A 20,888-nucleotide genomic window follows, 5' to 3' on the forward strand; every position below is an offset into this window, starting at 1 on the left:
CGTCAATCCGTAAATCTATGTCTTGGAGGTAGCTTACTAGCATGCCACCTGAGCTTGTCGTGCTGGCAGTTATTTTCCTTGCCGGCGTCCTTGCGGGCATGGTCTTGGAGCGTCGCCTGTCGAGGAAGCGGCGGCAAGCATGGAGGCAAAGGAACCGCGCGCGCTGGGCAAGAGAGCGCAGTGGAGGTGACATCCTTAGTGGATTGTGGGTCGCGCCGAAGCCTGTTTCAGCGCCGCCGAAGCCGACCGATGCCGCTGACCAGTTGCGCATTGTTATGAAGGCGAACTTCACTATTCAGCCGCTTCTCAACAGGAGCGAAGTGCGGGTCTTCAAGGAACTGGATCGCATGGTGATCGCCTGCAATCCGGGATGGCAGGTGATGGCGCAAGTGTCATTAGGCGAAATTCTGCGCTGCAAGGATGCCGACGCCTACAGCTGCATCAACTCGAAACGGGTGGACCTTCTTCTTGTAGATGAGAATTGTCTGCCGCGACATGCGGTCGAATACCAAGGCCATGCTCATCATCAAAGTGCGGCCGCAGCGCGCGATGCAGTCAAGAAGGAAGCATTGCGGCGAGCAGGCATCACCTATCACGAAATCGTTGGCGGCCAAACGACACCTTCCGAACTTAGGCGGCTGGTGGAGAAGCTCGTGGACAAGCCTTCGACGGCACAATAGCTCGCCCATGTTGGCGGCGTGATGCTCCCGTCTCGGGTTCGACCAAAACTGCTGCGGTAGAAATGGTGGAGCCGGCCCGGGGACGGGGCCGGCTCCTAAAACCCGGTCGTTGGGGACGGGGAGGGTGGGGACTCGACCGGGCTTTCTCGTTGCGTCCTGAGCGGACGTGATTGTTGTCGCGCGTCCTTGGTGGGCGCGATTTCTTGTTTCCGCGTCCTAGCGGACGCTGGCAACCGCGTCGGCGCGGCCGTCGTTGATCGTTACCCAGACGCCGGAATTCGTGTCGGACTGGCGCTTCAGATAGGTGTAGTCGGTGTCGGTCCAGGACAGCACCTTGGATTCCAGGTTGTCGAGGATGAACTCGCCGAGGCTGGTGCGCACGGTCAGCACCGCATGGCCGTCGCCATTCGGCTGGCGCGCCACCGTCATCAACAGATTGCCGGCGGGAACGCCGAGCGCCATCAATTCGCGGCGCTTCTCCAGCGCATAGTCCTCGCAGTCGCCGAAGCCGCTGTCGGGATAGGACCAGACCTCTTCCTTGCCCCACATCTCCATGTCGGTGCGCGGCACGATCCGGGTGTTGACCGAATTGTTGACGTTGACGATCGCCGCCCACAGCTTGCGGGTCAGTTCGACCGGCGCCTGCTTGGGCGTGCGCTGCGCGCATTCCTGCGGCAGCTTCTGACAGAATTCGTAATGACCGACCGGCTGTGTGGTGCGGCCGCCAGTGTGCATGTAGGCCGGCCCTGCTGCTTGCGCCGTTCCCCAAGCGGAAAGCTGCATCGCCATTGCCAAGAGCAACAGCTTGCCCCACGTCTTCGCCATTCGATTAGTCTCCCCGTTTGAGGAGACAATGACACGGGTCGATTTATTTCACGCAAAAACGCGAAGTAGACATTGAGTAAAACCCCAATAGAATAAGCGTAAAATTTGATCTATTTTAATATAAAATCGTTCAGGTCTCGACGCAAAAGCGGGGTGTCGGGGCGCGGATTTCAGCCGGAGCCGTGGATTTGCGAGGTGCCGAACCGCTACAAGAAGAAGCAGGCAAAATACCCGGCAACAAAAAACCGGCCGCGAAGGGCCGGTTCGTTTTTACTCTGTGTTTGCCGATCGTTCAGGCGCGCGGGGCGTTGAACTCGGAATCGAGCGTTTCCGGGCGCTGGATGACAGCGAATTCGATGGCGACGCCGTCCTCGAAATGACGCACCACCTGGCCACGCATGGTGCCGAGCATCACCTGGATGCCGAGCGCCGGCTTGACGTCGATTTCGATTGCCGCGCCCGACAGGGACAGGTCGATGATGCGGCACTGGTACTGGCGCCCGTCGGTGAGTTGCAGCACGCTGGTCGGGTTGCGCGGCGCCACGCGTTCGTGACGACGGTCTTCCGGCAAATCGAGCTCGTGCTTGTTGGCGAGCCAGGTCAATTGCGCGGCAAGCTTGTCCTTCTTGCGGTCCGAGGCAATGACGGTCATGGCAAAGCCGTCCTGCGAGGTGCGCGTCACCACGCCCTCGATGCGGCCGATATGATCGATATAGGCAATGATTTTTTCGCCCGGCATGCCGATACGCTCGGTGCGCAGTGCGACATTGCCTGGCGACATGTCGATCACCTGGCACGGGTGTTCGGTGCGGTCCTCCAGCATGAACCGTCCGTAGATCTTGACCCGGACGCGCTGAAAGTTACGCCTTTCGGCGCGGGACGGCGCATATTCGACCGCCGCTGACCTCATGACTGCCTACACCCCGTTGGCATTCCCGCGTCGTGCGTGGAACTTCACGCCGAAACGCTACAGCAAATCAGGTTAACAAAGGGGAAAAGCGGGTCGCCAATACTTAAGATCGTGCCCCTGGATTTGGGCCTAAAGTACGCTGCGTTTGAACGGATTCAGGCCACGCGCTTTTAGGCTTCTATTTTCATGCGTGCCGTTTTCTCAAAACCGGAGCCAGTTTTGAGCGCCATGCATTACCCCTCACGCCCTCCCTCGAACACGACGAGGTGGCGGATGCGCCGCGACCGACCGAGCGCCGAGATGGTCTCCGGTGCTCCGAGCTCGGTGGGAGCCAGCGAAGGAACGGATATTTCCGGCCGGTTTTTCAGGAACATCGGTTCCTTGTCGGGATCGATAACGCGGATAGTGTCGATCAGCGCGTCGGTGATCGGGTCGGCGCCCAGCCAGAACGGCTTTTCGACGGCGCTGATAACGCCGAGGCAGCGCGGGTTCTCGACGCCGCCGTCGAGCGGTAGCGCAAGCAGTTCGAAGCGGTTGGAACGGCCGTTGCGGCTGAACCCCTCATAGGTAATGAGCACCACGGACTTCTGCTCGAAGACGCCGTGAATGAGCCGCGACACCAGCCGCTGGTCCTTCCCGCGCCACAGCGAGGGAAACGAAAAACCCTTGAGTTCGCGGCCGTAGCCGGCGCAAAGCCTGGTGCCGGCAAGGCGGAACACCGCTTCGCCGCGCGTATCCCGTTCCAGGATGAACGTGTCGGCCAAAAGCGTCTTAATATCAGCCGGTTCGACCTCCGAACGCCTTGGGGCAGGACGCCGATCACGCAGCCGGTTCCAATAATGGAACAGCGTGATTGATCCGTTCTGGTTCATGGTAGTGAAACTCCGCGCAATCTGCCGTCTGATGGTCCCATCGGTGAACAGAAAGGGCGCCCTCCGATGACCTACATGCGTTCCGGAGCAGGATGCGTGCCAGCGTCGTTAACACTTGTTCACGGGTCGGGGACGTTAAGGTTAACAAGTGGTTTACGTTGCGCGCCGACGGCGGTCGTGGCACTTAGAAACCACTCCAGAAGCGGTCGTTTCGCGACGATCGACAGCACTTCGGTCAAGAATTTTAGGGGAGTAGGGGCCTCGACCAGCCGTTCAAGGGAAACCTTGGACGGCTTCTTTTTGATTCGCGCCCGGTGATTCGCGGTCGAGACGCGTTGCGGCCAGCCAACAGCTGCCAATCGCGCTCTTCGAAACGGTCGAGAGGGTGTACCTGTCTTCCCTGGCCTAGCCGCCGCTGATTGCCGTCAGGATAAAAACCTCGGTGCCGGGCGCGAGCCTGGTTTCCAGGGTCGCCTTCTCGCCATCGACGAAGACGTTCATATGGCGGCGGATGGCAGGGCGGGAATCGCACATCCGGTCGCGCATGCCGGGCCAGAGCGCGTCCAGCCCGTCGATCATTTCCTTTACAGTCGAGGCCGGCAGTTCGACCCGGCGCGGCGCGCCAGGAAACAGGTCGACGAGCACGCCCGGGAGCCGCGCGATGACATGGTGCACATTGCGGGCGGGGTTGTTCAACATTTTCGCTACTCGCCCACCACCATCGTCTCGACGGACAGAATCGTGGGCAGATGCTGAGCGATCTCCGACCAGTTCTCGCCTTCGTTGGCACTGGCAAAGAGCGAGCCGCCGCTGGTACCGAAATAAACGCCGGCCGGCTCGAGGCTGTCGGTCGCCATGGCCTGCCGCAACACGCCCGCATAGCAGTTCTCCTGGGGCAGACCCTTGCGCTCGTCGAGCCATGTGGCGCCCGCATCCTGCGTCTTCCAGACCGCCGCCTTCGCGTCCGGCACGTAACGGCCGGCGCTGTCGCCGTTGAGCGGCAGAAGGAAGAGCGTGTCGGCGTCGCGCGGATGCGTGGCCGCGGGAAAACCAAAGGTCGAGGGAAGGCCCTTCTCGATGCTCTGCCAGTTCTTGCCGCCATCGTCGGAGCGGTACATGCCGCAATGGTTCTGCTGGTAGAGCCGGTCGGGCTTGCCGGGCGCCATCACCAGGCAGTGCACGCACTGGCCGAACTCCGGATAGTTTTGTCCTTCGGGCAGGAAGTCGGCGCGGGTGCCGCGGTTGCGCGGCTCCCACGTCTTGCCGCCGTCCCAGGTGTGGAATACGCCCGCGGACGAAATGCCCACCCAGATCTTCTCCTCGTCTCTGGGGTCGGTGACGATGGAATGGAGGATGAGGCCCGCGCCGCCCGGGTTCCAGTCCTTGCGGCTCGGGTGGTGCTGCAGGCCCTCGATGTGGCTCCAGGTGGCGCCGCCGTCGTTTGAGCGAAACAGGCCGGCCGGCTGCACGCCGGCATAGAGGCTGCCGTTGCGCCTGGCGAGGCTCCACACTGCCTTGACCGGTTCCTCGCCAGCCGCATAGGCGAGGCCCTCGCTGGAATGCGTCCAGGTCTGACCAAGGTCGTCCGACTTCCAGACCGCGGGACCGAACCATTCGTTGCCGCCGGCGCCGTAGATCGCGCCGGTCTCGGGGTCGCCAACGACATGGTTCATCGGCCAGTGCTCGCAGAACGGACCGCGCAGCGTCCACGACCCGCGCTTGCCATCGCTCTCAGCGATGAAGGCGCCTTTTTTCGTGCCGATGAGCACGAGGATTTTTTCTGGCATTTTCTCCTCCCGATTGTGTCCCTTTCATCAAGGACGGCGGAGCGCGGGCCTAGCCGACAGGGCCAACGACTTTTTTTGCAGTCTAAACCCGTCAAGGCCAAGGCGAGAAGATCTGCAGCCCAGGGCAGTTTCAACCGAAGCATCCTTGCTCTAAAGCTCGCGGAACGAATCCCTGGACCCAAGCGAATGAGCGAACCGACAAGCCCCGCCGAGACCGAACACAGCGAGGAGGCGCCGCCGCCGCGCCGCGAGCCGGTGTTCAACCTGCCACCGGTGGTGCTGGCGGTGATCGGCATTTGCGTCGCCGTTTTCCTTTTGCAGCAATATGTGCTGACCGAAGAGCAACAGATAACATTGCTCACCGACGGCGCCTTCATCCCCGTCCTCTACACCGGCCAGTACGGCTTCGACTGGTTTCTCTTCACCCGCCCTTTCACCTATGCCTTCATGCATGGCGGCCTTGCCCACATTGCCATCAACATGGTTGCGCTGGCCGCCTTCGGTTCGCCGCTGGCCAACCGTCTCGGCTGGTTCTGGTTCGCCCTGTTTTTCGCCGCCACCGGATTGGCCGCGGTGGTGCTGTTTTGGGCTGTCCATCCCTACGGCGAAGCGCCGCTGGTTGGCGCTTCCGGGGCGATATCGGGCATGATGGGTGCAGCGGCGCGTTTCGGGTTCCGTACCGACCGCTCGTCCGGCAGGGCCGCCTTTGCCGGTCCCGTGCTGCCGATCGCAATCGTTCTGCGCATGCGCGGCGTCGTCAATTTTCTCGGCGCCTGGATGGTCATCAATCTCGTCACCGGCCTTTACGGTCTCGGGCTCGGTGAGGCCGGCCAGATCGCCTGGGAGGCGCATATTGGCGGCCTCGTTGCAGGCTTCTTCGGATTGCGCTGGTTCGACCGGCGCTGGCAGGCGCCTGAATGGGAAATCCCCAACGACCAGCACACCCCCGACGAGCGCTCCCCCCACTAGCGCACTTGAAATGCAGCCGATCACGGCGCACGATGTTCACTCTTATGTGAAGCCGGTCAGGGGGGAGCTGGCTAGCCAAGCAGGAGGAGGAGGACGCCATGACGGTTAAGGCAATTCTCGAGAGAAAAGGCCATGACGTGTTCACGCTCGGGCCGAATGAAAAGCTGAGCGAGGCCATTCGAATCCTGGCCGACCACAAGATCGGTGCACTGGTCATCACCAATGGCGATCGCAAGATCGTCGGTATCCTTTCCGAGCGTGACATTGTGCGGGTCGTTGCCAAGGAAGGCGCTGCCGCACTCGACATTGCGGTGCGCTCGGCGATGACGCCGAAAGTGAAGATCTGCAATGAGAACCATACGGTCAACGAGGTCATGGAGATCATGACCAAAGGCCGTTTCCGCCATCTGCCGGTGGAAAAGGACGGGATGCTCGACGGCATCGTGTCGATCGGCGATGTGGTCAAGCGCCGCATCGAGGATGTCGAGCGCGAGGCCGACGAAATCAGGGCCTACATCGCAACGGCTTGACAAAGAAACCGCCGACCGGAAGGCCGGCCGGCGGTATTTTGTGTTTGTTTTACGCAACTCCGGACGGAAAACCGCTCACACTTTTCCTGGAGTTGCTTATCGGTTGTCGAGTTCGGAGCGGACGAGTTGCAGTCCGCGCCTTGTGATGCGGTAGGGCCCGCCATCGCAAGACGAAACCGCCTTCCTCCGCCTCAGTTTCCGAAACAGATCGAGGTCGACGCCTGGATAGTGCCAGCCGTCTCGCGTCATGCATTTGACGTTGGCGATGCGTTTCTTGTCGTTCTTTTCAACTTCTATGCGCCCGCCCTGTGCGAGCAGGTGCAGGATGCGCTGTTCAGTGCGCGAAATGTCCATTGGAGAAATTCCCGGGAAAACGAAAAATGCCGCCGCCGCGAAGCTTCGCGGCACGGGGTTTCAGGTCTTCTTGCCCTGCCTCGCTACGAGGTCAGGGTCTTACCGGGACTGAGCGTAAGTGGACATCCACTCTCCATTGGGATGTGCGTCCTATAGGCGAGAGCGGCTGAAAAGGCCAGACTGCGGCTTTGGCCTTGTCTCTTTTGGCGGTTTGCACTAGCGAAGTTTCACATCCAAATATGCGTTCGCGCATATTCCAAAGTTTCCAATTCGCAGGCCACCATGACCCTCATCGACACCCGCACGCCCGACGCCAAGCGCCTGATCCCCGGCGCCACCGGCGATTGGGAAATCATCATCGGTCTCGAAGTGCACGCGCAGGTCATCTCGGAAGCAAAATTGTTTTCCGGCGCTTCGACCGCTTTCGGCGCGGCCCCCAACGCCAATGTCAGCCTGGTCGATGCGGCCATGCCGGGCATGCTGCCGGTGATCAACGAGGAATGCGTCAAGCAGGCGATCCGCACCGGCCTCGGGCTGAAGGCGCAGATCAACCACAAGTCGGTTTTCGACCGGAAGAACTATTTCTATCCGGATCTGCCGCAGGGCTATCAGATCTCGCAGTTCAAGCAGCCGATCGTCGGCGAGGGCACGGTGATCGTTTCTGTCGGCCCCGACCGCCAGGGCGAATTCGAGGACATCGAGGTCGGCATAGAGCGGCTGCACCTGGAGCAGGATGCTGGCAAGTCGATGCACGACCAGCATCCGACCATGTCGTATGTCGACCTCAACCGTTCGGGCGTGGCGCTGATGGAGATCGTCTCCAAGCCTGACCTGCGTTCCGGCGACGAGGCCAAGGCCTATGTCACCAAGCTGCGCACCATCATGCGCTATCTCGGCACCTGCGACGGCAACATGGACGAAGGCTCGATGCGCGCCGACGTCAACGTCTCGGTGCGCCGGCCCGGTGGCGAGTTCGGAACGCGCTGCGAGATCAAGAACATGAACTCGATCCGCTTCATCGGCCAGGCCATCGATTTCGAGGCGCGCCGTCAGATCGCCATCCTCGAGGACGGCGGCAAGATCGACCAGGAAACGCGGCTCTACGATGCGGTCAAGGGCGAGACGCGCTCCATGCGTTCGAAGGAAGAGGCGCATGACTATCGCTATTTCCCCGACCCGGACCTTTTGCCCCTGGAATTCGACCAGGCCTATGTCGATGCGCTGGCCAAAGACCTGCCCGAACTGCCCGACGACAAGAAGGCGCGGCTGGTCTCTTCGCTCGGGCTGTCGACCTATGACGCCTCGATCCTGGTGTCGGAAAAGCCGATCGCCGATTATTTCGAGCAGGTGGCCTCCGGCCGCGACGGCAAGCTCGCCGCCAACTGGGTCATCAACGATCTGCTCGGCCAGCTCAACAAGGCCGGCAAAGACATTGAAAATGCTCCTGTCACACCCGAGCAGCTCGGTGCCGTCATCGACCTTATCAAGGAAGGCACCATCTCCGGCAAGATCGCCAAGGATCTGTTCGAGATCGTCTGGAACGAGGGCGGCGATCCGCGCCAGCTGGTCGAAAGCCGCGGGATGAAGCAGGTCACCGACACTGGCGCCATCGAGAAGGCGGTCGACGAGGTCATCGCCGCCAACCCCGACAAGGTCGAGCAGGCGCGCGCCAAGCCGACCATGGCCGGCTGGTTCGTCGGCCAGGTGATGAAGGCCACCGGCGGCAAGGCCAATCCGCAGGCGGTCAACGACCTGGTAAAGGCCAAGCTCGGTATCGAGTAGGGCGATGTTCGTCCGCACCGCCAGCGAGCGCGACCTTGCCGCCGTCCGGGCGCTGCTGGTCGAAACTTGGCATGCGACTTACGACGCCATCTATGGCGCCGAGCGGGTGAGAGAAATCACCGACGACTGGCATTCGATCGCGTCGCTCAAGGCGCGGCTGACACGGCCGAACTCCGAATTCCTGGTCGCCGATGACGGCAAGCGCATTGGCGGCATGGCTTTCGCCGCCGCCACGACGGATCCAAAGACCGTGTTGCTGAATCAGCTCTATGTGCTGCCCGCCTGCCAGCGGCAAGGCATCGGCCAGGCCTTGCTGGACGAGGTCGAGGCCAGCTTTCCGGAGGCACAAACGCTGCGCCTTGAGGTGGAAGAAGCGAATATAGCGGCCATCGCCTTTTACCGCTCGCAGGGGTTTCTGCCTGTCGGCAAGACAGCCGATTGCGGCGGCAATTCAGGGTTGCCGGCGCTGGTCTTCGAGAAGTCGCTGGGATAGGTGGCTGGCGGCGCGGATCAGGCCGAGCGCAGCGGCGGCGTCAATTCGCGCATCAGGAGTTGCAGCTCGCGCTGGTCGCTGGCGCCGGTCTTGTCGAAGATGGTCGCCAGTTGCGACTTGATCGTGCCGTCAGAGACGCCGCTGGCAGCCGCGATTTCGCGCCGCGTCCGGCCGGCGAAGACATGGCCGGCGACGCGCTTTTCCGCCGCGGTCAATCCGAACAGCGCCGCGATCGCTTCCAGCGCCGGCACGGGTGCTGCGCCGGCGGCGGCAATGAAGATGGCGGCTGCGGCGCGCTGCGACATGCGGGCCGAAATGTCGCGTCGCGCCAGCGGCATGACATGCGCCACCGCCGGTGCCATGGACCGGACCAGGGGAATGTTGATGCCTGACGGTCCGAGCGCGAATTCGTTGCGGGTGCCGAGCTGGACGGCGCGGCCGATCGCGGTGTTGGCATTGGCGTAGGCGAAGGAGAGCTGGCCGCGCACCGAGGACACCGAGGTGTTCTCCGTGAGCAACGCTTCGGCTGCCGGGTTGGCGAAGATGATCTGCATGTCGTCGGCGACGATCAACACCGGATGGGCGAGGCTCTCGATAGTCGAGCGGAAGATGTCAGCCTTGCGCCGCTCGGCCTCGAACAGGTCGCCGATGGCCACTGCGCGCCGGACGTGAGGTGCGAGCGTCGAAATCAGGTCGAGATCCCTTGCCGAAATCTGGGGCCTGTCCTTGTCGGTTACCACCATCAGCGTGCCGGTGCGCGCCGGCTGCTTCATCAGCGCCACCCAGAAGAAATCGTCGAGCCGGTTGGGTTCCACCCACTCGCGCACGATGCGGCTTTCGATCCAGTTCTGCCGCGCGTCGGGGCCTTGCAGCGCATAGATGCTATCGACCGTGAACGGCATGTCGATGTCCATCTTCGGCAGTGCCTTGAGGAAAGGCGCCTCGCAGGCGTAGTCGCGCTGCAGCGGCTCGAGCAGGGCCGGATCGCCGCAAGACATCGAAAACCGCGCCGAATTGCTCGATGTGTCGACGACCGCCAGCATGGCAAGCCGGCCGATCGCCAATTTGCAGATTGATTCCAGCGTCGACTGCCACCGGCCGACATCGGCAATCGAATCGTAAATTGCCTCCACGATCTGCGGCAGAGCGCGACCGTTGATGTTGGGCTGGATAGACATAGAGCCTCGTTTGCATCGCAGCGTAGTGGCGGGTCACACATTATCTCTGCCCGAGGTAACACAACATTGCCGGGTAGGCCGCGTCTGTGAAACATCTCACAGCGACGTTCTGGTGTGTTGTCGTTACCAGACCAGCCGATATGGCCCTGAATGGCCGCTGTTTACGGGCGCTCGCGCCAAGCTTCGATACAAATCAAAGTGAACGAATTTGGAATTTTTTCAGGGAATAAATGAGGAGACTTCCACATTGTCGATCAGCCTGGTCCTGCCAAGCCAGGCCGCGGCGAGGAGGCGGCCCTCGCTGTCACGCCGCCAGGGGGCAAGGGTCAGGCTTTCGCGCGCGGCGACATAATCGACGCGGTCGAAGCCCGCCTCGAGAAGCGCGGCGGCGGCCTTTGCGGTCACGCTGCTTTCTTCGGTGCCTGCCGCAAGCTCCACCGCTGCCTGGCGCAGGATGACGTTGAGCTGGCGTGCGACACCGAGTTCGGCGGCGCCGAGATAGGCATTGCGCGACGACATTGCGAGGCCGTGCGCGTCGCGCACCGTCGGCGCGCCGACAATCTCCACCGGCAGGTCGAGATCCCTGCAAAGCTTTCGCACGACGCAAACCTGCTGGTAGTCCTTTTCGCCAAAAATGGCGCGATCGGGCAGGGCTTGCAGGAAGAGCTTCGCCACGACAGTGGCGACGCCCTCGAAGAAGGTCGGCCTGAAATCCGATTCCAGCCCCGAAGACGGGCCGCCGACCGAAATCCTGGTCGCGAAACCCGCCGGGTACATTTCGGAAACCGTCGGCGTGAAGGCAAGATGGGCGCCGGCCTGCGTCAGCCGATCGAGGTCGCGGGCCAACTGGCGCGGATATTTGTCGAGGTCTTCGGTGGGGGCGAACTGGGCGGGATTGACGAAGATCGAGACGATGCAGCGATCGGCCGTCGAAAGCGCGGCCTCGACCAGTGAGATATGGCCGTCATGCAGCGCGCCCATGGTCGGCACCATGGCAACGCTGAGGCCGTCACGCCGCCAGTCGCGGATCGCGACGCGGAGGGCAAGCACAGTGTCGACGACAACAGGCTGGTTCATGCGTTGTCCTTGCCCGCTGAAAAGACGTGGCCCGGTCCGGGAAAGGTGCGACTGCGCACCTCTGCCGCATAGTGCGCGGCCGCATCGGCGACCACGCTGCGCAAATCGGCGTATTCCTTGACGAATTTCGGCACCCGGTCGACCGTCAGGCCGATCATGTCGTCGATGACCAGGATCTGGCCGTCGCAATCGCTGCTGGCGCCGATGCCGATGGTCGGAATGGCGATGCGCCGGGTCAGCTCGGCGGCAACGGTCTCGACCGTGCCTTCGATGACAAGCGAAAACGCGCCGGCCTTCTCGACCGTGTCGGCGTCGCGCATAAGGGCTGCGACGTTCTCCGGTGTGCGGCCCTTGATCTTGTAGCCGCCGTCCTTTTCCACCGACTGCGGCTGCAGGCCGATATGGCCCATCACCGGAATGCCGGATGCGACGATCGCCGCGATCTGGCTGGCGACCTCGACGCCGCCTTCCAGCTTCACCGCCTGACAGCCGGTTTCCTCGGAGATGCGGCGCGCCGAGGCAACGGCTTGCGAGACTGACGTCTCATAACTGCCGGCCGGCATGTCGATCACCACGCAGGCCTTTGCCGAGCCGCGCATCACCGCCTGGCCATGGGCGATCATCATGTCCAGCGAGGCGCCGAGCGTGGTCTTGTGGCCGTGCAGCACCATGGCAACGCTGTCACCGACCAGGAGAAGGTCGACATGGTCGTCGAGCAGGCGGGCAACGGGATAGGTGTAGGCGGTCAGACAGACAATCGGCACGCCGCCCTTGCGGGCGCGAATCGTCTCCGCGCTGATCCTGACGGCAGCGTTTGGGGTCATTCCTCACCTCCCGCAGCCGGCGTTGACCATCGCCGACTGCGCAGAGCTTTAGGAACACACAGCCGGCTTGGCAAGCGTGCTGTTCGCAGTTGCGAAATGAACGAAGCGATGCCCAAGCTTTCGCCACGCCTTCAGTGCCGCAGGTGCCGCAAAACCCTTGCCTTCGCGATGACCTGACGCCATAAGCAGGGAAGCAGGCACCGCCGCGCGCGCCGCGAGGATTTTTGATGAAAACCTTCCTTACGCAGTTTTTCACGTGGTGGAACGGCCAGACGCTGGGAACGCGTTTCAACACCTGGCGTCACGGCACCAAGGTCGGCCAGGATGCGACCGGCAATGTCTACTACGAAGGCGGCGTCGATTCGGAAGGCCGCACCCGCCGCTGGGTCATCTACGCCAACTATTCGGAAGCTTCGGCAATCCCCCCGGGCTGGCACGGCTGGATCCATCACCGCGTCGATGTTGCGCCGCCGAGCGACGACTATCGCCCGCGTGAATGGGAAAAGGCGCACGAGCCGAACCTCACGGGGACACCTGCCGCCTACCGCCCGAAGGGTTCCGTGCTCACCAATCAGCACCGTCCGCAGGTGACGGGCGACTATGATGCGTGGACGCCTGGTTCTTGACCGCCGGGCGGTCTTTTGTCGCCACAATTGGCGTTTAGCTGCTTGATGGTATGACAACGGCGAATAGCCTTGGGCGTGACAGAATCACCCGGGCCCAAACCACCGGTATCTCCGCATGAACATTTTCAGCCTGACATCGATGGCCGGACTGACGGCAGTTGCCGCTGTTGCCATGTTCCCGACCGCGTTTGCGGCGGCCCAGGAGCCTGCCGCGGCGCCGGCAATCTCGGAACGCATCACCAACCCGGTCGCCGAATTCGCCGGCATCGACAAGATCACCGGCCGCATCATCACCTTCGACGTCTATATCGACGAGACGGTTCAGTTCGGCGCTTTGCAGGTGACGCCGCGCATCTGCTATTCGCGGCCGGAAAACGAGGAACCGAAGACCGATTCCTTCGTCGAGGTCGACGAGATCACGCTGGACCGCAAGATCCGCCGCATCTTCACCGGCTGGATGTTCGCCGAAAGCCCCGGCCTCAACGCCGTCGAGCACGCCGTCTATGACGTCTGGCTGAAGGGCTGCAAACAGAAGTCAGACGTGCCGCCGCCCGACGCGGCCAAGGCCGAGACACCCAAGGTCGACACCTCCAAGCCGAAGCCGGCCGCTGCTCCGGCGGCGGAACAGCCGGATCCCGCGGACCCCGACGCGACCAACACCAACTGATCCCCTTCGGAACCGTCATGGCCACCATGCGTTGGTCCATCGACGACCGCGCATTTAAGCGCTTGGAGGGTTGTGTGATGTCGGACAGCAAGCGGATCACCGCCAGCAAGAAAGACCTGCTCGAGCTCGAAAAGGGCTTCTGGACGGGCGACTCGGCTTATTACGCCGCCAATGCCGACACCGAATGCTTGGTGGCATTTCCTGAGATGGCTAAGGCGATGGACAATGCCGACCTCGCCAAGACGGCGACCAAGCCCAACCGCTGGCGCGATCTGCAAATCGAGCTCAAAGGCATCATCGAGCCCGGCAGCGACATTATCATGCTGACCTATGAGGCTCATGCGATACGAGAAAACGGCGAAGCCTACGCCGCGCTCGTCAGCACCGGCTACGTCCACCGCGTCACCGGATGGAAGATGATGTTCCATTCGCAGACGCCGATGGATGCTGGTACAAAAGGCTGATCAGCCTGCGGATATCTACTCGGTGATATCTATCCCGTGCTCGGCCAAGGCAGCGAATATGTCTTCGAGTTCGACCGGACCGAACTCATCGGGGAGTAGCGCGTTGATGTCCTCGAGGGTGACGACTTCGCTGCCCTTGCTGATGAGCGCTTGAACAATCCGTTGGACCTCCAGACCAAGGCTGCTCGACATCGGACGCTCCTCGGTCAGGGATAGAAAACAGCCTCGCCCTTCAGCGCGTCGGCGAGCATCTTCTCGTATTTGCCGCGCGGCACGTCGACCGCGCCGAAGCGCTTGAGGTGTTCGGTGGTGAATTGTGTGTCGAGCAGCGCAAAGCCGCGCGCCTTCAGGCGCTCAACCAGATGATAGAGGCAGGTCTTCGACGCGTCGGTCTCGCGGGCGAACATGCTTTCGCCGAAGAACACCCGGCCGAGCGAGACGCCATAGAGGCCGCCGACCAGCCGCTCCTCCCGCCAGGCCTCGACCGAATGGCAATGTCCCAGCCGATGCAGTTCGACATAGGCTTCGCGGATCGGCGCGTTGATCCAGGTCGAGCGGCGCTCCTCGCGCTTTTCGGCGCAGCCGTCGATCGTCGCCTCGAAATCGAAGTCGAAGCGGATGTCGAACGGGTGCTTGCGGATCGTCTTCTTCAGGCTCTTCGGCGTGTGGAAACCGTCGAGCGGGATGATGCCGCGCGTTTCCGGCCGGACCCAGAACACCTCAGGGTCCGAAGCGCTCTCGGCCATCGGAAAGACGCCCGAGGCATAGGCCTTGAGCAAAAGGTCGGTCGGGATGCGATAGCCGGGCGCGTAGGGGCGGGTCATCGCATGCTCGCGTTATTCCTCTTTGGCCAGGTACTTTTCCAGCCAGTGGATGTCGTAGTCGCCATTGGCGATGTCGGCATTGCCGACGAGGTCGCGAAACAGCGGCAGCGTCGTCTTGATGCCGTCGACGACGAATTCGTCGAGCGCCCGGCGCAGCCGCATCATACATTCGACCCGGTTGCGTCCATGCACGATCAGCTTGCCGATCAGGCTGTCGTAATAGGGCGGGATCTTGTAGCCGGAATAGACACCGGAATCGACGCGGATACCGAGGCCACCCGGCGTGTGGAAATGCGTGATCGTGCCGGGCGAGGGCGTGAAGGTGCGCGGATCCTCTGCATTGATGCGGCATTCGATGGCATGGCCGTTGAACTTGATGTCTTCCTGGCGCACCGAAAGCCCGCCGCCGGAGGCGACGCGGATCTGCTCATGGACGAGATCGATGCCGGTGATGGCTTCCGTCACCGGATGCTCGACCTGCAGGCGGGTGTTCATCTCGATGAAGTAGAACTCGCCATTCTCGTAGAGGAACTCGATGGTGCCGGCGCCGGAGTAGCCGAGGTCGGCAATCGCCTTGGCGCAGATACCGCCGATGCGGGCGCGCTCCTCGGCATTGAGGGCCGGCGAGGGCGCCTCTTCCCAGACCTTCTGGTGACGGCGTTGCAGCGAACAGTCGCGTTCGCCGAAATGCACGCCGCGGCCGGCGCCGTCGCCGAACACCTGCACCTCGATGTGCCTAGGCTTTTGCAGGTATTTCTCGATGTAGACGGCGTCGTCGCCGAAGGCCGCACCGGCTTCCGTGCTCGCTGTCTGCAAGGCGACCTCAAGGTCGGCCTCGGTAAGGGCGACCTTCATGCCGCGCCCGCCACCGCCGGCGGACGCCTTGATGATCACGGGATAGCCGATCTCGGCGGCAATGCGCTTGGCTTCCTTTTGATCGGTGACCGCGCCGTCCGAACCTGGCACCACCGGGATGCCGAGGCGCTTTGCGGTGCGCTTGGCCTCGATCTTGTCACCCATGATGCGGATATGGTCGCCGGTCGGGCCAATGAAGGTGATGTTGTGGGCGGCCAGAATGTCGGCGAACTTGGCGTTCTCCGACAGGAAGCCATAGCCCGGATGCACGGCGTCGGCGCCGGTGATCTCGCAGGCGGCGACGATCTGGTGGATGTTGAGATAGCTGTCGCGCGACGGCGGCGGGCCGATGCACACGCTCTCGTCGGCAAGCCTGACATGCATGGCGTCCGCGTCGGCGGTCGAATGCACCACCACGGTCTGGATGCCGAGTTCCTTGCAGGCGCGCAGCACCCGAAGCGCGATTTCGCCGCGATTGGCGATGAGGATCTTCTGGAACATCCTGTCCGCTCTACTCGATCACGACGAGCGGCATGCCGTATTCGACCGGCTGGCCGTCCTCGAACAGGATCGCCGTCACCGTGCCGGCGCGCGGCGAAGGGATCTGGTTCATCGTCTTCATCGCCTCGATGATCAGCAGCGTCTGGCCTTCCTTGACCTTCTGGCCGACCTCGATGAAGGCCTTGGCGTCGGGCGAGGGAGCGAGATAGGCGGTTCCGACCATTGGCGAGGGGACCGCGTTCTTGGACTGATCAGCCACTGCTGGTGCGGCAGCTGCACTTGCCGCGGGCTGTGCCGCCGGCGCATAGCCTGCCTGAGGTGCGGCAATGGCGTGAACGGCGGCCGGCGCCTGGCGCGATACGCGCACCTTCAGGTCGCCGAGCTCGACCTCGATCTCGGTGAGGTTGGTGTCGTTCAGTATGCCCGCCAGGTCGCGGATCAGTTGCTGGTCAACACCGGTCTTCTTTATCGACATTTTCGAGCCTTCTGTTTGTTGGCCGGTCATAGGCGTGCCGCCAGCGCCTGCAGCGCCAGCGAGTAGCCAAGCGGCCCGAACCCGCAGATCGTGCCGACAGCGACCGGCGCGACCATGGAGACGTGGCGGAATGGTTCCCGCGCGTGGATGTTGGAGAGGTGAACTTCGGCGACGGGCAGCGGCGCGATGGCGCGGATGGCGTCGTGAATGGCGATCGAGGTGTGGCTGTAGGCACCCGGATTGATGACGATGCCGGCAGCTTTGTCGCCGGCTTCCTGGATCCAGTCGACGAGGTCGCCCTCATGGTTCGACTGGCGAAAATCGATCTCGAGGCCAAGTGCGGCGCCCGTCTGCTTGCAGTCGTCAGCGATCGCGGCAAGCGTCTTGCCGCCATAGATGCCCGGCTCGCGCTTGCCAAGCGCGTTCAGGTTGGGACCGTTCAGGACGAAAATCGTTTTCAAAAATGCCGACCTTTTCCGGCGCCGGCCTCAAGCCGGCGCGCAGGGCCTTCTATAATGGGCATAGACGCCCGCGGAAAGAGCGCAAGTGCGATCTTTCACTGTCCACAACAGGCCGAAATGTGCCCGTGAGAGATAGGCCCGAGCGCAAGATCAGAGCGCGGCTTTCGCCGCCTCGATCTTTTCGGCCAGCACTTCCTGGCCGAGCGCGCCGAACACCACTTCATTGCCGACGACATAGGACGGCGTTCCGGTGATGGCCAGCTTGTTGGCGAGGTCGAAGGTCTTGGAGAAAGCCTCGGTGATGGTCGGGTCCTTCATCTTCTCGCGCAACTCCGCCTCGTCGGCGCCGAGCGACAGCGCCGCCTTGATGGCTGCCGCCTCGGTGGCGCGGCCCTGGCCGCCGAGCAGCGCATTGTGGAACTCGCCGTATTTCTCCGGATGCATCAGGTGGAAGGCCATCGAGACGACGCTGGCCTTTTGCGAATCCGGACCGAGGATCGGGAATTCCTTGAGCACGAAGCGCAGGTCCGGATCGGACTTGGTCAGTTCACGCATGTCGTCGATGGCGCGTTTGCAGAAGCCGCAATTGTAATCGTAGAACTCGACGATGGTGACCTTGCCCTTGGGATTGCCGACGACGCCGTCGAAGGCCGAGTTGAAGATCTCATCCTTGGCCTTGGTAATGACGCCGAGTGCGGCAATGCGCTGCTCTTCCTTCTGCTTGGCCTCGAGCGCGTCCTGCACTTCGAGCAGCACTTCGGGGTTCTTCAGGAGGTAGTCGCGGATGATGCCCTCGACTTCGGCACGATCGATCTTGGTGTCGGAGGAGGCGGTCTGCACGGTCTGCGCCGTGCCGGCCTTTGCCACCTGTGGACTGCCGGCGACGAACCCGAAAGCCAGCATGGCAAGAGCAGCCGCCACTCCCGTCGTGCCTAGCAATATTGCCTTGTTCATCGTCTGATCCTCTTACCGGTTCCGGTCTGTTTTGGTCGCTGCGAGCGACCGGAAGGTTCACTTCTTGAGTTTGCCTGAAGGGTTGTAGTTTATGATGTCCTGCGCGCGAATCCAGCCGGGCTCGCCGCGCTTCAAGTCCTTTTGCGCGCGCATGGCAAAGATTTTCGCATTCTTGTAGTCGCCGGAATAGAAATGGCCCTCGGCGGTGGCGAGCTCCGCCGCCGGGATGTTGCCGAGTTCGCCATAGGCCTGGGCAAGATAGCGGTATCCGACCGTGTTTTCCTTGTCACGACCGAGACCATTGTTGATCTGCACCACCGCCTTCTTCAGCGAATCGGGCGTGCCCTCAGCCATCAGCGCCTGGCCGAGGGAGACGGGCAACAGGCCCGACTTCACCGGATCGAGGCTGACCGCCTTGGCATAGGCATCCGCCGCATCCTTCGGCTTGTTGGCCTTCATCAGGATGTCGCCGCGCAATTCCTGGAAATAGGGGTTCTTGGGCTGTTCCTTGATCAAGGCATTGGTCCTGGTCAGCGCCGCGCCCAGATTGCCGTAGAGATAGGCCATCTGCGCCTCGCCATAGCGCGATGCAAGGCTGCCCGGATTTTTGCGCATCAACCGCGTGGCCGCGGCCTGGCCGCCCATATAGGCGGCGATCTTGATGCGCATCATGTCGTGGCGCTCTTGCAGGGCCGGCGGATCGACCTTGCCGACATTGGGGCTCTGCTTGACCAGCACTTCGAGATTGGCGATGCGCTCCTGCGGCATGGGATGGCTGATGCGGTAGGGATCGACCTGCGTGCCGGACAAGGACAGCGCGTTCTGGAAGCGGGCGAAGGTCTTCAGCATGCCCATGCCGGACTGGCCGGTGGCATTGAGATAGGTGATGGCCGAGCGGTCGGCGGTCGACTCTTCGGTGCGCTGATAGGCAAGAATGCTGCGCTGCGCCATCTCGCCGCCACCGGCGGCGACGCCCATACCGGCGCCGGCAAGGCCGCGGCTGTTGGTGGTGGCACCGGCAACGATGGCGCCGGCGCCGAGCAGCGTGGCGATGATGGCCATCGTCTTGGCGCGCTCGAGCTGGTCGCGCAATTTCTGCTGATGGCCGCCGGCGATATGGCCGGCCTCGTGGGCGATGACGCCGATGATCTCGTTGGGCGTTTCGGCCTGCATCAGCGCGCCGGTGTTGATGAACAGCCGGCGCCCGGTGACGAAGGCGTTAAAACTCTGATCGTTGACCAGGACGATATCGACGCCGTCATTGGCAAGGCCGGCCGCCTTGAAGATCGGCCGCGCATAGTCGCGCACCAGCGCCTCGATCTCGGCATCGCGCACCACCGGCACACCTTGCGCAAAGGCGGTGACCGAGCCGGAGATGGCGACGGCGGCGGCAAGCAAAAGCGTCGCGAAGCCGCGCGCTGTCTTCCCGATGGAAGATTTGGAAATCGTCGATTTGGGTCGGCTCAGCATGAGGTCCACTGGTAAACGAGCGGGCGAATGATGAAAAGAGTCGGCACCGAAACTAGCTGAACTTGTGATCCCCACATCAATCGGGCATTTGTGCGGCGCTGCGACCCGGGTTGATGACGTGGGGCGGCGGGATCGGTCGGAAGAGTGAGGTCAAATGGTTGTTTCGCTGTCGCGCCGCGGTGAAGTCGAGCCGTTTCATGCCATGGACATCCTGGCCGAGGCCAACCGGCTGAAGGCGACAGGCGTGCCTGTCATCTCCATGGCCGTCGGCCAGCCATCCGATCCTGCGCCGGTCGGGGTCAGGGAAGCCGCAACGAATGCGTTGAAGATCGGCCGCATCGGCTATACCGACACGCTCGGCCTGGTCGATCTGCGCAAGGTGATCGCCGCGCATTATGGCGACCATTACGGGATCGATGTCGCACCGAACCGGATCGCCGTGACGACAGGATCGTCGGCAGCCTTCAATCTGGCCTTCCTGGCGATGTTCGATCCGGGCGACCGCGTCGCCATCGCAGCACCCGGCTATCCCGCCTACCGCAACATCATGGCGGCGCTCGGCATCGAGATCGTCGAGATCGAACTCGGCAGCGACGCCTATCTGCATGCCGAGCATCTCAAGGCCGCACATCGGGAAAAGCCGCTAAAGGGCGTGCTGTTCGCCAGTCCGGCCAACCCGACCGGCGCTGTCATTCCCGCCGATGAACTGTCGGCGCTTGTGAAGACAGCCGAGGAACTCGGCATCGCGGTGATTTCAGACGAAATCTATCACCGGCTGGCCTATGCCGCGCCCGACACCACGGCGCTGGCCTATGGCTCCGGGGCGACGGTGATCAATTCCTTCTCGAAATACTATTGCATGACCGGCTGGCGCATCGGCTGGATGGTGCTGCCGGACGCCCTGGTGCGGCCGATCGAGCGCATTGCCCAGAGCCTCTACATCTCGCCGCCGGAGCTGTCGCAGATCGCCGCGATCGAAGCTTTCAAGGCGACGGAAGAGCTGGAAGCGGTGAAGGCGCGCTACGCCTGGAACCGCGAGCTGTTGATGCAGCGCCTGCCGGAGCTCGGCTTTCCGCTGGCAGCCCCTATGGACGGCGCCTTCTACGCTTTCTGCGATGTCACCCGGCATACCAATGACAGCATGGCCTTTGCGCGCAAAATGCTGGCCGAGGCGCATGTGGCGGCGACGCCCGGCCGTGATTTCGATCCGCTGGCCGGACACCGCACGATGCGCTTTTCCTATGCCGGCAGCCATGACGACATGGTCGAGGCGATGGCGCGCATCGAGCGCTGGCTGAAATAGCGGGGAC

The 20,888-nt window shown here is 62.6% G+C and carries 25 protein-coding genes; 9 read left to right on the top strand and 16 right to left on the bottom strand.

The annotated features are described in order from the left end of the window. Positions 1 to 41 precede the first annotated feature (41 nt). Positions 42 to 680 (top strand): DUF2726 domain-containing protein, encoded by a 639-nt coding sequence (locus AC1DYJ_RS13055; protein WP_477281370.1) that lies wholly within the window; start codon positions 42 to 44, stop codon positions 678 to 680. A 216-nt stretch (positions 681 to 896) separates the two neighbouring features. Here the strand turns inward: AC1DYJ_RS13055 and AC1DYJ_RS13060 are convergent, their stop codons facing one another. The 5 genes from AC1DYJ_RS13060 to AC1DYJ_RS13080 all read right to left on the bottom strand — a co-directional run bounded on the left by AC1DYJ_RS13060 (position 897) and on the right by AC1DYJ_RS13080 (position 5,074). After that, complete coding sequence (locus AC1DYJ_RS13060; RefSeq protein WP_477281372.1) at positions 897 to 1,505, bottom strand: transglutaminase-like cysteine peptidase; 609 nt, start codon at positions 1,503 to 1,505, stop codon at positions 897 to 899. Between the two features lie 292 nt (positions 1,506 to 1,797). After that, positions 1,798 to 2,415, bottom strand: coding sequence for a PilZ domain-containing protein (locus AC1DYJ_RS13065; RefSeq protein WP_477281374.1), 618 nt, complete (start codon positions 2,413 to 2,415; stop codon positions 1,798 to 1,800). A 233-nt stretch (positions 2,416 to 2,648) separates the two neighbouring features. Continuing rightward, positions 2,649 to 3,287: a PAS domain-containing protein gene (locus AC1DYJ_RS13070; protein ID WP_477281375.1), complete on the bottom strand. Its 639-nt coding sequence runs from the start codon at positions 3,285 to 3,287 to the stop codon at positions 2,649 to 2,651. A 405-nt stretch (positions 3,288 to 3,692) separates the two neighbouring features. Then, a complete protein-coding gene (locus AC1DYJ_RS13075) occupies positions 3,693 to 3,986 on the bottom strand; it encodes a MoaD/ThiS family protein (RefSeq protein WP_477281377.1) in 294 nt (97 codons plus the stop codon). Positions 3,987 to 3,991: 5 nt separating this feature from the next. Then, positions 3,992 to 5,074 carry a WD40/YVTN/BNR-like repeat-containing protein gene (locus AC1DYJ_RS13080; RefSeq protein ID WP_477281379.1) on the bottom strand — a complete coding sequence of 361 codons (1,083 nt, stop codon included), beginning with the start codon at positions 5,072 to 5,074 and terminating at the stop codon, positions 3,992 to 3,994. 186 nt (positions 5,075 to 5,260) lie between these two features. On the opposite strand from AC1DYJ_RS13080, the gene AC1DYJ_RS13085 reads away from it, so the two are divergent. Then, positions 5,261 to 6,043 (top strand): rhomboid family intramembrane serine protease, encoded by a 783-nt coding sequence (locus AC1DYJ_RS13085; RefSeq protein ID WP_477281381.1) that lies wholly within the window; start codon positions 5,261 to 5,263, stop codon positions 6,041 to 6,043. A gap of 98 nt (positions 6,044 to 6,141) precedes the next feature. Beyond that, positions 6,142 to 6,573 carry a CBS domain-containing protein gene (locus AC1DYJ_RS13090; RefSeq protein ID WP_477281383.1) on the top strand — a complete coding sequence of 144 codons (432 nt, stop codon included), beginning with the start codon at positions 6,142 to 6,144 and terminating at the stop codon, positions 6,571 to 6,573. Between the two features lie 96 nt (positions 6,574 to 6,669). Here the strand turns inward: AC1DYJ_RS13090 and AC1DYJ_RS13095 are convergent, their stop codons facing one another. Next, positions 6,670 to 6,927: a YjhX family toxin gene (locus tag AC1DYJ_RS13095; RefSeq protein ID WP_112564315.1), complete on the bottom strand. Its 258-nt coding sequence runs from the start codon at positions 6,925 to 6,927 to the stop codon at positions 6,670 to 6,672. Between the two features lie 282 nt (positions 6,928 to 7,209). Between AC1DYJ_RS13095 and gatB the strand changes: the two genes are divergently transcribed. Both gatB and AC1DYJ_RS13105 read left to right on the top strand, forming a co-directional pair. Next, positions 7,210 to 8,709, top strand: coding sequence for an Asp-tRNA(Asn)/Glu-tRNA(Gln) amidotransferase subunit GatB (gene gatB / locus AC1DYJ_RS13100; protein WP_477281385.1), 1,500 nt, complete (start codon positions 7,210 to 7,212; stop codon positions 8,707 to 8,709). Between the two features lie 4 nt (positions 8,710 to 8,713). After that, positions 8,714 to 9,202, top strand: a complete 489-nt coding sequence (locus tag AC1DYJ_RS13105; protein WP_477281387.1) for an N-acetyltransferase family protein — start codon at positions 8,714 to 8,716, stop codon at positions 9,200 to 9,202. Between the two features lie 17 nt (positions 9,203 to 9,219). On the opposite strand, the gene AC1DYJ_RS13110 is transcribed toward AC1DYJ_RS13105, so the two are convergent. From AC1DYJ_RS13110 to panB, 3 genes are all read right to left on the bottom strand, one after another. Beyond that, complete coding sequence (locus tag AC1DYJ_RS13110) at positions 9,220 to 10,380, bottom strand: helix-turn-helix transcriptional regulator (RefSeq protein ID WP_477281389.1); 1,161 nt, start codon at positions 10,378 to 10,380, stop codon at positions 9,220 to 9,222. A gap of 219 nt (positions 10,381 to 10,599) precedes the next feature. After that, entirely contained in the window at positions 10,600 to 11,457 is an 858-nt protein-coding gene (gene panC / locus AC1DYJ_RS13115; RefSeq protein WP_477281391.1) for a pantoate--beta-alanine ligase, read from the bottom strand. Then, entirely contained in the window at positions 11,454 to 12,281 is an 828-nt protein-coding gene (gene panB / locus AC1DYJ_RS13120; protein ID WP_477281393.1) for a 3-methyl-2-oxobutanoate hydroxymethyltransferase, read from the bottom strand. Before panB ends, panC begins: the two co-directional genes overlap by 4 nt. A 227-nt stretch (positions 12,282 to 12,508) precedes the next feature. On the opposite strand from panB, the gene AC1DYJ_RS13125 reads away from it, so the two are divergent. The 3 genes from AC1DYJ_RS13125 (at position 12,509) to AC1DYJ_RS13135 (ending at position 14,038) form a co-directional block, all read left to right on the top strand. Beyond that, positions 12,509 to 12,907 carry an NADH:ubiquinone oxidoreductase subunit NDUFA12 gene (locus AC1DYJ_RS13125; protein WP_477281395.1) on the top strand — a complete coding sequence of 133 codons (399 nt, stop codon included), beginning with the start codon at positions 12,509 to 12,511 and terminating at the stop codon, positions 12,905 to 12,907. Positions 12,908 to 13,022: 115 nt separating this feature from the next. Further along, on the top strand, positions 13,023 to 13,574 hold the full coding sequence (locus AC1DYJ_RS13130) for a DUF2155 domain-containing protein (protein ID WP_477281397.1): 552 nt from the start codon (positions 13,023 to 13,025) through the stop codon (positions 13,572 to 13,574). A 77-nt stretch (positions 13,575 to 13,651) separates the two neighbouring features. Then, positions 13,652 to 14,038: a hypothetical protein gene (locus AC1DYJ_RS13135; RefSeq protein ID WP_477281747.1), complete on the top strand. Its 387-nt coding sequence runs from the start codon at positions 13,652 to 13,654 to the stop codon at positions 14,036 to 14,038. 15 nt (positions 14,039 to 14,053) lie between these two features. On the opposite strand, the gene AC1DYJ_RS13140 is transcribed toward AC1DYJ_RS13135, so the two are convergent. The 7 genes from AC1DYJ_RS13140 to AC1DYJ_RS13170 form a co-directional block, all read right to left on the bottom strand. Then, a complete protein-coding gene (locus AC1DYJ_RS13140) occupies positions 14,054 to 14,230 on the bottom strand; it encodes an RNA polymerase sigma factor region1.1 domain-containing protein (RefSeq protein WP_477281398.1) in 177 nt (58 codons plus the stop codon). 14 nt (positions 14,231 to 14,244) lie between these two features. After that, positions 14,245 to 14,862: a leucyl/phenylalanyl-tRNA--protein transferase gene (gene aat / locus AC1DYJ_RS13145; RefSeq protein WP_477267686.1), complete on the bottom strand. Its 618-nt coding sequence runs from the start codon at positions 14,860 to 14,862 to the stop codon at positions 14,245 to 14,247. Positions 14,863 to 14,874: 12 nt separating this feature from the next. After that, on the bottom strand, positions 14,875 to 16,218 hold the full coding sequence (gene accC / locus AC1DYJ_RS13150) for an acetyl-CoA carboxylase biotin carboxylase subunit (RefSeq protein ID WP_477281400.1): 1,344 nt from the start codon (positions 16,216 to 16,218) through the stop codon (positions 14,875 to 14,877). A 10-nt stretch (positions 16,219 to 16,228) separates the two neighbouring features. Beyond that, positions 16,229 to 16,693: an acetyl-CoA carboxylase biotin carboxyl carrier protein gene (gene accB, locus AC1DYJ_RS13155; RefSeq protein ID WP_477281402.1), complete on the bottom strand. Its 465-nt coding sequence runs from the start codon at positions 16,691 to 16,693 to the stop codon at positions 16,229 to 16,231. Positions 16,694 to 16,719: 26 nt separating this feature from the next. Next, positions 16,720 to 17,154, bottom strand: coding sequence for a type II 3-dehydroquinate dehydratase (aroQ, locus tag AC1DYJ_RS13160; protein ID WP_477281404.1), 435 nt, complete (start codon positions 17,152 to 17,154; stop codon positions 16,720 to 16,722). Positions 17,155 to 17,304: 150 nt separating this feature from the next. Continuing rightward, the gene (locus tag AC1DYJ_RS13165) at positions 17,305 to 18,108 is read right to left on the bottom strand and encodes a DsbA family protein (RefSeq protein ID WP_477281405.1); all 804 of its coding nucleotides are present in this window, start codon (positions 18,106 to 18,108) and stop codon (positions 17,305 to 17,307) included. A gap of 57 nt (positions 18,109 to 18,165) precedes the next feature. Beyond that, complete coding sequence (locus AC1DYJ_RS13170; RefSeq protein ID WP_477281407.1) at positions 18,166 to 19,578, bottom strand: M48 family metalloprotease; 1,413 nt, start codon at positions 19,576 to 19,578, stop codon at positions 18,166 to 18,168. A 154-nt stretch (positions 19,579 to 19,732) separates the two neighbouring features. Here AC1DYJ_RS13170 and AC1DYJ_RS13175 point away from each other — a divergent pair, with 154 nt between their 5' ends. After that, positions 19,733 to 20,881: a pyridoxal phosphate-dependent aminotransferase gene (locus AC1DYJ_RS13175; protein ID WP_477281409.1), complete on the top strand. Its 1,149-nt coding sequence runs from the start codon at positions 19,733 to 19,735 to the stop codon at positions 20,879 to 20,881. Positions 20,882 to 20,888: the final 7 nt, after the last annotated feature.

This window comes from Mesorhizobium sp. P2_B11 (assembly GCF_056404855.1).

Excerpts from the sequence above, each read along its gene's own strand:
- AC1DYJ_RS13055 (WP_477281370.1), top strand. The coding sequence starts at position 42 with ATGCCACCTGAGCTTGTCGTGCTGGCAGTTATTTTCCTTGCCGGCGTC.
- AC1DYJ_RS13060 (WP_477281372.1), bottom strand. The coding sequence starts at position 1,505 with ATGGCGAAGACGTGGGGCAAGCTGTTGCTCTTGGCAATGGCGATGCAG.
- AC1DYJ_RS13065 (WP_477281374.1), bottom strand. The coding sequence starts at position 2,415 with ATGAGGTCAGCGGCGGTCGAATATGCGCCGTCCCGCGCCGAAAGGCGT.
- AC1DYJ_RS13070 (WP_477281375.1), bottom strand. The coding sequence starts at position 3,287 with ATGAACCAGAACGGATCAATCACGCTGTTCCATTATTGGAACCGGCTG.
- AC1DYJ_RS13075 (WP_477281377.1), bottom strand. The coding sequence starts at position 3,986 with ATGTTGAACAACCCCGCCCGCAATGTGCACCATGTCATCGCGCGGCTC.
- AC1DYJ_RS13080 (WP_477281379.1), bottom strand. The coding sequence starts at position 5,074 with ATGCCAGAAAAAATCCTCGTGCTCATCGGCACGAAAAAAGGCGCCTTC.
- AC1DYJ_RS13085 (WP_477281381.1), top strand. The coding sequence starts at position 5,261 with ATGAGCGAACCGACAAGCCCCGCCGAGACCGAACACAGCGAGGAGGCG.
- AC1DYJ_RS13090 (WP_477281383.1), top strand. The coding sequence starts at position 6,142 with ATGACGGTTAAGGCAATTCTCGAGAGAAAAGGCCATGACGTGTTCACG.
- AC1DYJ_RS13095 (WP_112564315.1), bottom strand. The coding sequence starts at position 6,927 with ATGGACATTTCGCGCACTGAACAGCGCATCCTGCACCTGCTCGCACAG.
- gatB (WP_477281385.1), top strand. The coding sequence starts at position 7,210 with ATGACCCTCATCGACACCCGCACGCCCGACGCCAAGCGCCTGATCCCC.
- AC1DYJ_RS13105 (WP_477281387.1), top strand. The coding sequence starts at position 8,714 with ATGTTCGTCCGCACCGCCAGCGAGCGCGACCTTGCCGCCGTCCGGGCG.
- AC1DYJ_RS13110 (WP_477281389.1), bottom strand. The coding sequence starts at position 10,380 with ATGTCTATCCAGCCCAACATCAACGGTCGCGCTCTGCCGCAGATCGTG.
- panC (WP_477281391.1), bottom strand. The coding sequence starts at position 11,457 with ATGAACCAGCCTGTTGTCGTCGACACTGTGCTTGCCCTCCGCGTCGCG.
- panB (WP_477281393.1), bottom strand. The coding sequence starts at position 12,281 with ATGACCCCAAACGCTGCCGTCAGGATCAGCGCGGAGACGATTCGCGCC.
- AC1DYJ_RS13125 (WP_477281395.1), top strand. The coding sequence starts at position 12,509 with ATGAAAACCTTCCTTACGCAGTTTTTCACGTGGTGGAACGGCCAGACG.
- AC1DYJ_RS13130 (WP_477281397.1), top strand. The coding sequence starts at position 13,023 with ATGAACATTTTCAGCCTGACATCGATGGCCGGACTGACGGCAGTTGCC.
- AC1DYJ_RS13135 (WP_477281747.1), top strand. The coding sequence starts at position 13,652 with ATGTCGGACAGCAAGCGGATCACCGCCAGCAAGAAAGACCTGCTCGAG.
- AC1DYJ_RS13140 (WP_477281398.1), bottom strand. The coding sequence starts at position 14,230 with ATGTCGAGCAGCCTTGGTCTGGAGGTCCAACGGATTGTTCAAGCGCTC.
- aat (WP_477267686.1), bottom strand. The coding sequence starts at position 14,862 with ATGACCCGCCCCTACGCGCCCGGCTATCGCATCCCGACCGACCTTTTG.
- accC (WP_477281400.1), bottom strand. The coding sequence starts at position 16,218 with ATGTTCCAGAAGATCCTCATCGCCAATCGCGGCGAAATCGCGCTTCGG.
- accB (WP_477281402.1), bottom strand. The coding sequence starts at position 16,693 with ATGTCGATAAAGAAGACCGGTGTTGACCAGCAACTGATCCGCGACCTG.
- AC1DYJ_RS13165 (WP_477281405.1), bottom strand. The coding sequence starts at position 18,108 with ATGAACAAGGCAATATTGCTAGGCACGACGGGAGTGGCGGCTGCTCTT.
- AC1DYJ_RS13170 (WP_477281407.1), bottom strand. The coding sequence starts at position 19,578 with ATGCTGAGCCGACCCAAATCGACGATTTCCAAATCTTCCATCGGGAAG.
- AC1DYJ_RS13175 (WP_477281409.1), top strand. The coding sequence starts at position 19,733 with ATGGTTGTTTCGCTGTCGCGCCGCGGTGAAGTCGAGCCGTTTCATGCC.